Annotated in this window: 12 protein-coding genes; 1 reads left to right on the top strand and 11 read right to left on the bottom strand. The window is 65.8% G+C overall.

Going from position 1 to position 12,178, the window contains the following annotated elements; all coding sequences use genetic code 11:
* Positions 1-12: 12 nt before the first annotated feature.
* From EOD07_RS00070 to EOD07_RS00025, 9 genes are all read right to left on the bottom strand, one after another.
* On the bottom strand, positions 13-600 hold the full coding sequence (locus EOD07_RS00070; protein ID WP_127233430.1) for a TMEM175 family protein: 588 nt from the start codon (positions 598-600) through the stop codon (positions 13-15).
* Positions 601-697: 97 nt separating this feature from the next.
* Positions 698-1,333, bottom strand: a complete 636-nt coding sequence (locus tag EOD07_RS00065) for a Pr6Pr family membrane protein (RefSeq protein ID WP_206519402.1) — start codon at positions 1,331-1,333, stop codon at positions 698-700.
* Positions 1,334-1,406: 73 nt separating this feature from the next.
* Complete coding sequence (locus EOD07_RS00060; RefSeq protein ID WP_245469690.1) at positions 1,407-2,300, bottom strand: RNA polymerase sigma factor; 894 nt, start codon at positions 2,298-2,300, stop codon at positions 1,407-1,409.
* Positions 2,301-2,347: 47 nt separating this feature from the next.
* Positions 2,348-2,668, bottom strand: coding sequence for a hypothetical protein (locus tag EOD07_RS00055; protein WP_245469688.1), 321 nt, complete (start codon positions 2,666-2,668; stop codon positions 2,348-2,350).
* Between the two features lie 311 nt (positions 2,669-2,979).
* Positions 2,980-4,635: an FAD-binding dehydrogenase gene (locus EOD07_RS00045; protein ID WP_127233428.1), complete on the bottom strand. Its 1,656-nt coding sequence runs from the start codon at positions 4,633-4,635 to the stop codon at positions 2,980-2,982.
* A 41-nt stretch (positions 4,636-4,676) separates the two neighbouring features.
* Positions 4,677-5,663, bottom strand: a complete 987-nt coding sequence (locus tag EOD07_RS00040; RefSeq protein WP_127233427.1) for a Gfo/Idh/MocA family oxidoreductase — start codon at positions 5,661-5,663, stop codon at positions 4,677-4,679.
* Between the two features lie 290 nt (positions 5,664-5,953).
* On the bottom strand, positions 5,954-6,529 hold the full coding sequence (locus tag EOD07_RS00035) for a YceI family protein (RefSeq protein WP_073984554.1): 576 nt from the start codon (positions 6,527-6,529) through the stop codon (positions 5,954-5,956).
* Positions 6,530-6,596: 67 nt separating this feature from the next.
* On the bottom strand, positions 6,597-7,166 hold the full coding sequence (locus tag EOD07_RS00030) for a cytochrome b (RefSeq protein WP_127233426.1): 570 nt from the start codon (positions 7,164-7,166) through the stop codon (positions 6,597-6,599).
* Between the two features lie 259 nt (positions 7,167-7,425).
* Entirely contained in the window at positions 7,426-8,316 is an 891-nt protein-coding gene (locus tag EOD07_RS00025; protein WP_127233425.1) for a LysR family transcriptional regulator, read from the bottom strand.
* A gap of 175 nt (positions 8,317-8,491) precedes the next feature.
* On the opposite strand from EOD07_RS00025, the gene EOD07_RS00020 reads away from it, so the two are divergent.
* Positions 8,492-9,487 carry an aldo/keto reductase gene (locus EOD07_RS00020; RefSeq protein ID WP_127233424.1) on the top strand — a complete coding sequence of 332 codons (996 nt, stop codon included), beginning with the start codon at positions 8,492-8,494 and terminating at the stop codon, positions 9,485-9,487.
* Between the two features lie 234 nt (positions 9,488-9,721).
* Here EOD07_RS00020 and EOD07_RS00010 read toward each other — a convergent pair whose 3' ends face one another.
* Positions 9,722-10,324: a nucleotidyltransferase family protein gene (locus tag EOD07_RS00010; protein WP_127233423.1), complete on the bottom strand. Its 603-nt coding sequence runs from the start codon at positions 10,322-10,324 to the stop codon at positions 9,722-9,724.
* Positions 10,325-10,367: 43 nt separating this feature from the next.
* A partial coding sequence (pheT, locus tag EOD07_RS00005) for a phenylalanine--tRNA ligase subunit beta (RefSeq protein WP_127233422.1) occupies positions 10,368-12,178 on the bottom strand: 1,811 nt, incomplete at its 5' end.

Raw genomic sequence — 12,178 nt, 5'->3', positions numbered from 1 at the left:
GACTGACCGTTGTCAGCCCTGGCGCCGGATGCCCGGCGCTTCCGGACGCAGATAGACGGCCAGGCAGCAGCAACAGATGGCCAGTCCGGCGATCGGATATTTCAGGGCGACGATTGCCGCGATCCCGAAAAGACAAAGCGTCGCAGCCGCGCGAAGGCGCATCGTTTTGCGCGCGCTCTGCGGAATCGTCTCCGCCGGCAGCGGCTCGATCAGCTCGCGGATGAGGAAGACATAGGTCAGGTTCACCAGGAAGAAGACGCCGGCATAGAAGGCGACGGGTTGCGGCGAGAGTTCGCTGACAGCCATCCAGGCGGTGGCCAGCGGCAGCAGGGAGACCGAAAACAGATGCGCGAAATTGTGCCACATCAGGCGGGCGGTCATTCCGGTTGCATGGCGCAGCAGGTGATGGTGGTTCGCCCAGACGATGGCAATGAAAAGGTAGCTCACGCCATAGCTGAGCCAGGTTGGCCAGAGCCTGAGCAGCGCCGCGAAGGTCGGGATTTCCGGTGGGCGAAGCTCCAGCACCAGCACGGTGATGAGAACGGCGAACACGCCGTCCGAGAACGCGTTCAACCGTTCGAGGCCTGATGAAGGAAGCATGTGGCCGTCCTCTCGCCGGTGCCGCCGGCGAGTATATAGCCTTGCCCACCGGAATATCGATTGCGGGCCGCCTACCGGCGGCTGATCGGCCGCCAGTCTACGGCCTCGTCATTCCGCCGAGCCGCCGGTCGAGCCAGACCAGCACTTCCCCGGCAAGGGCGAAGCCGAGCGCGATGAGAGCGCTGTTTATGAGGGTCTGCGCCCAGCCGATCCGGGCGACATCGATGAACGGATAGGGATAACGCGCTTCGAAAGACCCGCGAACCAGGGCGTAGACGAGATAGAGGAGCGGATAGAGCGCCCATAGAAGCGGAGCCTGGCGGGTCAGCGTGCCCTTGCGGACGAAGGCTAGCCAGAAAACGATCGTCAGTGCCGGCGTCACCCGGTGAAGCAGGACGTTGGCGAGCTGCGAGCCGCCGGTAAGCTGCTGCAGGCCCTGCAGCAGCAGGGCATAGACGACGCCGACAAGCGCTATGTTGAGGAGGGTCGCGCCGAGCAGCCATGGCGTCGCGAAGCGTGCCTTCGCCGCGACGCCGGTGAACACGACCGCGACCAGAAGATTGGTGGTGATCGTGAAGTAGCCGAGCAGTCGCCAAAGCACGGCGGACCACGAAGCCGGCCCGTCGGCAAGCGCGTGGAAATGCACGCCGATCCCGGTCCATGCCGCCAGCGCGATAAGCGCGGCCAAGAGCCGTGCCGGGATGCCGTGGGTTCCGGGATCAGGCTGCGTCACGACCTCGTGTCCGTTCTGCTCCGATGACAGTTTATAGACACGTTCGTGGCGAGAGCAAACGCGCGGCCCGGATTCAGTCAGCCCGCTCGACAGGGACGAAGAGGATGTCGGCGCCTTCGACGCAATAAGGAACATGGCGGAAATCGCGGATGTGCACGACCTCTTCGCCGCGCCAGTCGATCAGCACGAAGCCGCGTACGGCATCGTCCGCCTTCGGGTTGCGGATCAGGATCGCCAGCCGGCCGTCGACGAAGCCGAGCGACAGCGCCCAGTCGCCGAGGCGGTCGTAATTGCCGAAATAGGTCGAGGCTTGCTTCTTGCCGTTGAGGCGGGTCCGACTGACGACGTCGACCTGGATGTCCTCGGCGATCAGCATCCTCACCCCGTCGAAATCGCGCGCGTTGAACAGGTCGACATAGCGGCGCAGCCGGCGCTCCTCCTCCGGATCCAGCTTCGGCATGGTCGTGTCGTCCGGCAACGCCGCCAGCGCCTTCAGCTCCGCCCGGCCGCGATGCAGCGCCGCCTTGGTGGCGGCGAGCGTCGCGCCCGTCACCTCGCAGGTCTCATGCAAGGTGAGGCCAAGCACGTCGACGAGGATCACGGCACTGCGCTGCGCCAGCGTAAGCTGCATGAAGGCGCGCAGGCTAGCTGCAGCCGCAAGCCTCGCCTCGGCGTTGGCCGAGTGATCCGCGATCGTCGTCATGTCGGCCTCGGTGATGCGGGAGCGCTCCCGCTGGCGGCGGCGCAGATGATCCTGCGCCGCATTGTGGGCGATGCGGAACAGCCATTGCTCGGGGCGTTCGACGAGAGCGCCGCCGTCATGCGCCGCAAGCGCCTTCATCACCGTCTCCTGAACGATGTCCTCGCCCTCGATCGTCGAGCCGGCCATGCGGGCCGCATAGCGATGCAGTTTCGGGCGCAGGCCGACGAGCATGGCTTCAAGTTCCGCGCGATCGAACCCTGCCAAGCTCATCTTCCTCTTTCTCGCCTCGCCAATGCCGTGCTGTGCCCGGGTCAGGCGGGCACGACCTCATCGGTCGTAGCCAGCATACGATAATTGCCGACGATCTTCGCCGGCGCCCTGGCAAGCGGTGTCGAGCGTCGCTCGGCATGATCGGCGCCGAACGCCTTGAAGGCGTCGAGCTCGGTGAGCGCCGAGCTGTCCTTGTCGTAGCCGACGAAATGGACGAACTCGCCATTCTCCAGCTCGAGCACCAGATAGCGCAAGGATTGCGGCTGCGTTTCGTTCAGCGCTTCGAACACTTTCGCCACCAGCGCCCGGTTCTCGGCGATGCTGGTGTCCTTCACGCCGTAGCGGATGAGGTTGTAGGTCATGGTCTTCTCCTTCGGTTGGTATGAAGAAGACGTTTCGGATGGGCGAAAGGATTCTCACAGGCACGAGAATTTTTGAACGCGTGGTTCGAAGCAAAGGTGAGTCGTCGCGATCCTTCGCCCCCCCTCTGGCCTGCCGGCCATCTCCCCACTTGGGGGGAGATCACGCGCTCGACCGCTTTCGCCAGTCGCCAACCTTGCCGAAAAGGGCGAGGCGCCGGAACTGCCAATCTCCCCCCTTGTGGGGGAGATGTCCGGCAGGACAGAGGGGGGCGCTGTCCCGCCGGCGTCTCAGCTCTGGCGCCGCCCGCCGCTCAGCCGACCGCCTTCGCCGCAGCCCGCCCGGCACTCCGCCCCGAAAAGATGCAGCCGCCGAGGAAGGTGCCTTCCAGCGCCGCGTAGCCATGCACGCCGCCGCCGCCGAAGCCGGCCACTTCGCCCACCGCGTAGAGCCCCGGCACTGGCTCGCCGGCGGCATCGAGCACGCGGCTGTCGAGGTCGGTCTGCAGCCCGCCCAGCGTCTTGCGGGTGAGGATGTTGAGGCGCACCGCGATCAGCGGGCCGTTGGCCGCATCGAGCATCTTGTGCGGCTTGGCCGTGCGGATCAGCTTGTCGCCGAGATAGGCACGCGCGCCGCGCAGCGCCGTGACCTGCGCGTCCTTGGAGAAGGGGTTGTCGAGCTGCATGTCGCGGGCGCGGATCTCGCGCTCGACCTGCGCGACATCGAGCAGCGGCTCGCCGCCGGCGAGCGCGTTCATGCGCGCCACCAGCTTCGCAAGGTCGGCCTCGACGATGAAGTCCTCGCCCTTCTCCATGAAGGTTTTCACCGGGCCGGGAATGCCCGATGTCGCGCGGCCCAGCACCTGCCGCCAGCTCTTGCCGGTGAGGTCGGGGTTCTGCTCGGAGCCCGACAGCGCGAACTCCTTTTGGATGATCTTCTTCGTCAGGATGAACCAGGAATAGTCGAAGCCGGTGCTCATGATGTGGCTGAGTGTGGCCAGCGTGTCGAAGCCCGGATAGAGCGGCACCGGCAGGCGCTTGCCGCGCGCGTCCAGCCAGAGCGAGGAGGGGCCGGGCAGGATGCGGATCGCATGCTCGGTCCAGATCGGCGCCCAGTTCCTGATCCCTTCGACATAGTGCCACATGCGGTCGCGGTTGATGACCGAACCGCCGGCCGCCTCGGTGATCGCCAGCATGCGCCCGTCGACATGGTCGGGAACACCGGTGATCATGCGTTTCGGCGGCGTGCCGAGGCGAGGCGGCCAGTTCTTGCGCACCAGCTCGTGGTTGCCGCCGATGCCCCCGGAAGCGACGATCACCGCCTGCGCATGGAGCTCGAAGTCTCCCGTCGCGGCGCGTGAGCTCTTGCGGCCGCGCTCGGCGCTGCTCGGCTCCAGCACATCGCCGCGCACGCCGGTGACGGTATCGCCGGTGCGGATGATCTCGTTGACCCGGTGGCGGAACCTGAACGCGACCAGCCCGCGCTTTTGCGCTTCGCGCACGCGCAGCACGAAAGGTTCGATCACGCCGGGCCCGGTGCCCCAGGTTATGTGGAAGCGCGGCACCGAGTTGCCATGGCCGACCGCGTTGCCGCCGCCGCGCTCGGCCCAGCCGACCACTGGGAAGAACTTCAGGCCCCGCTCGATCAGCCAGGAGCGCTTCTCGCCGGCGGCGAAGCCGACATAAGCCTCCGCCCATTTGCGCGGCCAGAGATCCTCCGGCCTGTCGAAAGCGGCCGTGCCCATCCAGTCCTCGAGCGCGAGGTCGTGCGAATCACGGATGCGCATGCGCCGCTGCTCGGGCGAATCGACCAGGAACAGCCCGCCGAACGACCAGAAGGCCTGGCCGCCCAGCGACTGTTCCGGCTCCTGGTCGACGATGATGATCTTCTTGCCGGCGTCAGCCAGTTCGGCCGCGGCAACGAGGCCGGCCAGCCCCGCGCCGACAATGATCACGTCCGCGTCAGCCATCTATTCCTCCCAGAAGTTAGCCGGCAGCTTGTTGTGAGGATTTAGACGGGTTCCCAGCCGTCCTTGTCGCCGGCGCGGAAGATGGCGTCGATGACCTTCTGGTTCAGCACCGATTCCTCCAGCGTGAAGACACGGTCCTTGCCGCCCTGGGCGGCGCGCACGAAGGCTTCGACTTCCAGCCGGTACTGCTGCGTGCCGGGGAAGCGGAACACCTGCGCCTCGGTGTGGTTCTGGTTGTGCAGCTCGATGCGGTGGTGCTCGTAGAGCCCGGCATTGAACGGGCCGAAGACCTCGATGAAGCCCTTCTCGCCGTGGAACACCATCACCTGCCGCGCCGCCATCTGCGTCGACAGATAGAAGGACAGCTCGAAGTCGCCGAAGTCGGCGCGGATCGAGGAGTAGATGTCGGTGCCGAAGGTCTTGTCGCGTTCGATCGTCGCCTGCACGCGCAGCGGCTCCTTGCCGGTCGAGAAGCGCGTCGACACCGTCGGATAGACGCCGATGTCGGGCAGCGCGCCGCCGCCGAGGTCGAGCTGGTTGCGCATGTTCTTGGGGTCGACATTGTAATAGGAGAACGCGCCTTGCACATGGCGCAGCCGGCCGATGGCGCCGCCGGCGATGAGGTCGCGCACCTTGATCCATTGCGGGTGGTAGACGACCATGAAGGCCTCGCAGACCAGCACCTTCTTCTGGTCGCGCAGCTTGATCAGCGGCGGGATATCCTTGGCGTCGAGCGCCAGAGGCTTTTCGACCAGCACATGCTTGCCGGCCTCGATCGCCTTTGCCGTCCATTCGACATGCTGCGAGGTCGGCAGCGGGATGTAGACGCCGTCGACCTCCTTGGACGCAAGCAGCTCCTCATAGGAGCCGAAAGCATGGCGGGCGCCGAAACGCTCGCCCAATGCCTTGGCCTTCGACAGATCGCGGCTGGCGATCGCCGACAGGACGCCGTTCTCCGAGTCCACGATTGCCGGCAAAAGCTGCTCGCGGCCGATCTTCGCCGTCGACAGAACACCCCATCGGAACATCACGCTTCTCCATGTCGATTATCTCGATGGAGGTGTGCCCCAATTCCGGAGAAAAGCCAATGCGGGAGGCTGCGCGCGCTTCCTCGCCCCACGCAGTGGGGAGAGGTGTCCCGGCGAAGCCGGGACGGAGAGGGGTCATCGTAGAGCGCCCGAATTCCGCGTCGAACGGTTTCACAGCAGCCCAATCCTGAGAGGACTCTGCCGTTGCGGGCGCCGCCCCCTGCTCCGTCTCGGGCTTCGCCCGAGCCACCTCTCCCCCGCCTTCGCGGGGGCGAGGAAAGGCGCTGGGCCTACCCCCGTCTCCCCGTCAGCGTCATGTCGAAATCGACGACGTTGGAATAGAGCGGCGTGCCGACATCCATGCCGTAGCGCGACCTGAGCACCTTGCCGGTGACGTGGAACTTGATGGTCCCGCCCCTCAAGCCGCCGAGCTCGGCCGTGAATTTTTCCGGAAACGTCCTGCCGCGCGCCGTCAGCCGGCCGGTCACCAGCGCTGTCGTGTCGCCGGTGCGGGTGACACTGGTCGAGCGGAACTGGATTTCCGGATTGTTGGCCGCGTCGAACACCGCGTCGGAGCGCAGGAAGGCATCGATGCGGCCTTGCCCGGTGCCGACGCTTTCGGGATAGATGGTGAGGTCGACCTTGGAGCGGCCGACATCGCCATTGTCGATGCGGATCGTGCCTTTGAAGCGACCGAAGGCGCCATCGAAGCCGCCGCCGCCGGCCTTGCCGATGGTGAAGCGGATCGAGGATCCCGACGGGCTGATCGTGTAGCTGCCGGCGGCGTCGCTGAGCGCCACGGCGGCAACGGCGGGCACGGTAAGGCAAGCGGCGAAGGCCGCCAATCCGAGGATGCGCGTGTTCATGAGTTTCGTCCTTCCGCAGATACGCTTTTTCTGCGTTCTCGCCCCACCAACGAATGATGGCGCGGTTCTATTCCCTGCCTGACGAAGGTGTGATCATGCGCGTCAGCACCGTGTCGCGCAGCAGGAAATGATGGCGCAGCGCCGCCGCGATGTGCAGCGTCACCAGTACGATGCCGGCATAGGCAAGATACCAATGCGCGGAAGTCCAAAAGCTCTCCGAAGCGTCGGATTCGGCGAGCGGCAGATTGGGCATCACGAACAGGTCGAACGGCATGGTAGGGATTTCGAGCGTCGAGACCGAGACCAGCGCCCAGCCGGATAAGGGCAGGGCGATCTGGAACGCGTAAAGAGCAAAATGGGCGAGCGGCGCCGCTCTGCGCTCCAGTATGCCGACCGAAGCCGGCAGCGCCGGCGCCGCATTGCCGAGCCGCCAGGCGATGCGCAGGATGATCAGGCCGAGCAGCAGGAAGCCGAAGGATTTGTGCAGCTGGATCAGCTCGAAGGACGTCCGCTGGCTTGTCGTGCGCACCATGACGACACCGAGCACGAATTGGCCGATGAAGATGATGCCGATCAGCCAGTGAAGGACGATCATCGCCCAGCCGTAGCGGGTGGGGGTGTTGGTGAGGGATTGCATGGGAGGCGAACGAAGCCGGTGCCGGTTTTCTTCCGCCTTAGCTTGGAGGCGGGTAATTGCATAGGGCGCTCCCCTCTCCGTCTCGGCTTCGCCGAGCCACCTCTCCCCACTTCATGGGGCGAGGAACCTAGACTTTCGAAGGCCCGCGGCATTGGCCGTTGGTGTTTCCTCGCCCCCATGAAATGGGGGAGAGGTGGCCCCGCAGCGGACGGAGAGGGGGCTGCGCTGCCGGATGCAATTGTACTTTTCGCGGGAGGAGCTACCCGCTCACCCTGAAGAAATCCACGAACGCTCTCAGCGCTGGCCGCATTTGCCTGCGGCTCGGATAATAGACGAAGAAACCCTCGAAGGACGGGCACCAGTCTTCCAGCACGCGGATCAGTCGGCCGTCGGCGAGCGGCGCCCGCACATAGGGCTCGAAGACGAAGGCGAGCCCGGCGCCATCGACCGCCGCCTGGGCGATCAGATGATCCTCGTCGAGGATCAGCGGCCCTTGCGCGGCGATCTCGATTTCCTCGCCGTCCTTCTCGAACTCCCAGCGGTAGAGGATGCCGCTCGAGAAACGGAAGCGGATGCAGCGGTGGTCCGCCAGCTCACGCGGATGGCGCGGTTTCGGCATGGAAGCGAAATAGGATGGCGCGGCGACCACTGCGCCGCGAAGATCGGGGCCGATGCGCACCGCGATCATATCGCGCTGCAGGCTTTCGCCGAGCCGCACGCCGGCGTCGAAACCGCCTTCGACCACGTCGGTGAAGCGGTCCTCGATGACGATCTCCAGCACGATGTCGGGATAGGCGGCGGCAAAGGCGCCGAGCCGTGGCGTCAGCGTCAGATGCGCAGCCGTGCGTGGCACGGTCAACCTGAGATTCCCAGCCGGCCGGTCGCGCGACTCGGCCGCCGTTTCCAGCGCGAGATCGATCTCGGAGAGCGCCGGCCGCAGCCGTTCGAGCAGCTGCGCGCCCTCCTCGGTCGGCGCGACGCTGCGCGTGCTGCGCGCGAGCAGCCGCACGCCGAGCCGCGCCTCCAGGCTGGAGACCGCGTGGCTGACTGCGGAAGGGGCGATGCCGAGCTCGCGCGCGGCGCCGCGAAAGCTTGCGCATTGGGCGACGGTGGCGAGCACCGCGAGCTGTGAGAGATTGGTCCGGTTCATTGTTCTATTTTATAGAGCAAGCCGTACAAAAGAGAGCCGATTATCGAACGAAGCGCAAGGCCTTATCTCCGATGCATGTCGCCCAAAAGTGCGCAGCGGTTTTGGGACAACCGACATGCAGAACGAAGGCTCAAAGCGCGTTGCGCGCTTTGAGATCGCAACAAGGAGATGCGTGATGAAAACCCGCAAGCTAGGAACTGAACTCGAAGTCTTCCCCGTCGGTCTCGGCTGCATGGGCATGAGTTTTGTTTACGGCGGTCAGCCGGAGGCGGAAGCCGTCGCCACGCTGCGCCGCGCCGTCGAGATCGGCGTGACCTTCTTCGATACGGCGGAAGTCTACGGCCCCTTCGAGAACGAAATCTTGCTCGGCAAGGCGCTGAAGCCGGTGCGCGACAAGGTCACCATCGCCACCAAATTCGGCTTCAAGATTTCCGAGCACGGTTCGGGCACCGACCGCATGATTGGCCTCGACAGCCGTCCCGAGCACGTCAAGGCGGTCGCGGAAGCTTCGCTGAAGCGGCTCGATACCGATGTGATCGACCTTTATTACCAGCACCGCGTTGACCCCAGCGTGCCGATCGAGGACACGGTCGGCGCCATGGCCGAGCTGGTGCGTGAAGGCAAGGTGCGGGCGCTTGGCCTGTCGGAGGTGAGCGCAGCCACGCTGCGCCGGGCGCATGCCGTGCACCCGATCGCCGCCGTGCAGAGCGAATATTCGCTGTGGAGCCGCGATCCGGAGGACGAGATCCTCGCCGTCTGCCGCGAGCTCGGCGTCGGCTTTGTCCCCTACAGCCCGCTCGGCCGCGGCCTGCTCACCGGCACGCTCAGCAAGCCCGACGCGCTCGGCGCCGGCGACTGGCGCCTGACCCTGCCGCGCTTCCAGGCCGAGGCGATGGAAGCCAACAACGCCGTCATCGCGGTGCTGGAGAAGATGGCGGCCGGGAAGGGCGTGACAACGGCGCAGCTGGCGCTCGCCTGGGTGCTGCACCAGGGCGATTTCATCGTGCCGATCCCCGGTGCAAGGAAGATCCGCCACCTGGAGCAGAACACGGCGGCTGCGGGGATTGAGCTGAGCGCGGCGGAAGTGGCGGCGATCGGCGATGCGTTGTCGCCGGATAAGGTGGTCGGCAAGCGTTATACGGAGGAATTGCTGGCGCTGGTGAATGGGTGAGCAGAGGGGCGCTCCGGCGCCTCTTTTGTTGAAAGGCCGGCGCGAGGCCCCCCTCTCTGGCCTGCCGGCCATCTCCCCCTCAAGGGGGGAGATCGATGTCGCGTCCGCTTTCGCTAATCACCAGCGTTGCAAAGGGAGCGCCGGCGCCCAAGCTGCCAATCTCCCCCCTTGAGGGGGAGATGCCCGGCAGGGCAGAGAGGGGGGCCTCGCAGCGACTTATTTTATGCTGCGCCCTTACCAAGACACCACACTAATCTCCGGCCAGAACTCCTTGGCCCTTCTCCCCTTCGCCTCATGCGTCCGCTGATTATCCAGAGCCCTATTCGGCGCAATGCGAAACGAAAATATGTCGTCCAGCCCGAACGGCGCCACCAGCTCCAGCTGCCCGTCTGCGTCGTACCGCACCCCCACCGCATGCGTCTTCGAGGCAAAATAGCTTACCGACTCGCTCGCGCTCGAGTATCTCGGGCATTGCTGTCCGAACTTTTGCGGATACCACAGATGCACCCGCGCCTGGTTGCGCACCTCGACCGGCAGCTTCAATCCCTCGAAATGCGTCGCCGCCCGGCGGATCACCGCGTCCTCGGCCTCGTAGGAAAGGTCGGCATCGTCGAAATAGAACAGGTCGACATCCTTGATGCCATATCCCGGCGGCCTGCCGGTCAGATGGTTCCAGACGCTGTTGTAGAGCGCGCCGGACACCACCAGCCAATCCGGCAACGCAAGCTGGCGCACCCGCGCTAGTGTTTCATCGAGCAGCGGGTCGGCCGCAACGATCCTTAGGAACGCCGCGCGCTGCTCTTCGAAGGGAAGCCCGGAATAGCGGAGATGGCGCATCGCCCTTTGGAGGACGATTCGCCATGCCCCGGCAATCCCAAACCTAAGCGCGCAGCACGCCGCCTGTCTGCTTGTTGACGTTCTCGACGATGCGCTTGGCTAGCGCCTCGAAATCCTCGTCGGTCAGCGTCTTTTCGACCGGCTGGATCGACACCTCGATGGCGATCGATTTCTTGGCAGCCCCCAGCGAGGCGCCCTCGAAGACGTCGAACACCGAGACGCCGGTGACCAGCTTCTTGTCGGCGGCCAAGGCTGCCCGCACCAGCGTGCCGGCCTCGACCGTCCTGTCGACGACGAAGGCAAAATCGCGCTTCACCGCCTGGAAAGGCGAGAGCTCGAGCTTCGGCTTGGTGCGCGTCGGCTTGGCCTTCGGCTCCGGCACGGCGTCGACGAACACCTCGAAGCCGCAGAGCGGGCCCGAGACGTCCAGCCCGTCCAGCGTCTTCGGATGGAACTCGCCGAACGTGCCGAGCACGGTCTTCGGGCCGAGCTTGATCGTGCCGGAACGTCCAGGATGATACCAGGCCGGGCCGCCAGGCTCGATCTGCAGCCGGTCGACCGGCGCGCCGCAGGCTTCGAGCGCCGCGATCGCGTCCGCTTTGGCGTCGAACACGCCGACCGGGCCGGCATTGCCGGCCCAACTGCGGCCCGAGCCGTCGAGCTTGGCGGTGCCGCGCCTGACGCCGGCGGCCACGCGCCGCTGCTGGTCGGCCAAGTCGCCTTCATAGGTGCCGGAGACCTCGAACAGCGCCACGTCGCCGATGCCGCGGTCGGCATTGCGCTGCGCGGCCGCGATCAGCCCCGGCAGCAGCGAAGGCCGCATGTCGGACATGTCGGCGGCGATCGGGTTGGCGAGCTTGAGCGCGCTCTGGCCGCCGCCGAACAGCTCGGCGTGCTTGGCCGGGATGAACGACCAGGTGACGGCCTCCATCATGCCGCGCACGGCGAGCGCCCGCTTGGCCGAACGGGTGCGCACCTGCAGCGTGGTCAGGATCTTGCCGTTCACCGCGTCATGCGAGGTCAGTGGCTGGGGCGCGATGTTGTCGACGCCGTGGATGCGCATCACTTCCTCGACAAGATCTGCCTTGCCGTCGATATCCGGCCGCCAGGACGGCACCTTCACCTTGACGACGTCGCCCGAGCCCTGCGGCTCGAATCCGAGCCGGATCAGGATATCCAGCGCCTCGGCCCTGGGCACCTCGATGCCGGTCAGCCGCTTCACTTCCGAAAGCGGGAAGGTGACGATTTTCGGCTTATGGCCGGTATAGCCGGCCACCTCGATCTCCGAAGGCGTGCCGCCGCAGAAATCGAGCACCAGCTTGGTCGCGAGCTCGACACCCGGCACCATGAATTCGGGATCGACGCCGCGCTCGAAACGGTAGCGCGCGTCGGTGATGATGCCGAGCGTGCGGCCGGTGCGGGCCGTGGCGATCGGGTCCCAGAGCGCCGATTCGATCAGCACGTCGGTGGTGTTCTCGTCGCAGCCCGAATGCTCGCCGCCCATGATGCCGGCGATCGATTCGACGCCGTTGTCGTCGGCGATCACGCACATTTCCGGCGTCAGCGTGTATTCGCGTCCGTCGAGCGCCAGCACCTTTTCGCCTTCCTTGGCGCGGCGCACCACGAGGTTGCCGGCGACCTTTTTCGCGTCGAACACATGCAGCGGCCGGCCGCGGTCGAAGGTGACGTAGTTGGTGATGTCGACCAGCGCGCTGATCGGGCGCAGGCCAATCGCGATCAGCCGCTGCTGCAGCCATTTCGGCGACGGGCCGTTCTTCACGCCCTTGACCAGTGTCAGCGCGAAGCCGGGGCAGAGTTCCGGCGCCTCGACCGTGACCTTGACCGGGCACAGGC

The sequence above is a fragment of the Mesorhizobium sp. M2C.T.Ca.TU.002.02.1.1 genome, assembly GCF_003997225.1.
Note: the sequence above shows the minus strand (reverse complement) of the source record. Positions and strands in the feature narration are given on the sequence as shown.

Excerpts from the sequence above, each read along its gene's own strand:
- EOD07_RS00045 (WP_127233428.1), bottom strand. The coding sequence starts at position 4,635 with ATGGCTGACGCGGACGTGATCATTGTCGGCGCGGGGCTGGCCGGCCTC.
- EOD07_RS00020 (WP_127233424.1), top strand. The coding sequence starts at position 8,492 with ATGAAAACCCGCAAGCTAGGAACTGAACTCGAAGTCTTCCCCGTCGGT.
- EOD07_RS00055 (WP_245469688.1), bottom strand. The coding sequence starts at position 2,668 with ATGACCTACAACCTCATCCGCTACGGCGTGAAGGACACCAGCATCGCC.
- EOD07_RS00070 (WP_127233430.1), bottom strand. The coding sequence starts at position 600 with ATGCTTCCTTCATCAGGCCTCGAACGGTTGAACGCGTTCTCGGACGGC.
- EOD07_RS00040 (WP_127233427.1), bottom strand. The coding sequence starts at position 5,663 with ATGTTCCGATGGGGTGTTCTGTCGACGGCGAAGATCGGCCGCGAGCAG.
- EOD07_RS00030 (WP_127233426.1), bottom strand. The coding sequence starts at position 7,166 with ATGCAATCCCTCACCAACACCCCCACCCGCTACGGCTGGGCGATGATC.
- EOD07_RS00010 (WP_127233423.1), bottom strand. The coding sequence starts at position 10,324 with ATGCGCCATCTCCGCTATTCCGGGCTTCCCTTCGAAGAGCAGCGCGCG.
- EOD07_RS00025 (WP_127233425.1), bottom strand. The coding sequence starts at position 8,316 with ATGAACCGGACCAATCTCTCACAGCTCGCGGTGCTCGCCACCGTCGCC.
- EOD07_RS00035 (WP_073984554.1), bottom strand. The coding sequence starts at position 6,529 with ATGAACACGCGCATCCTCGGATTGGCGGCCTTCGCCGCTTGCCTTACC.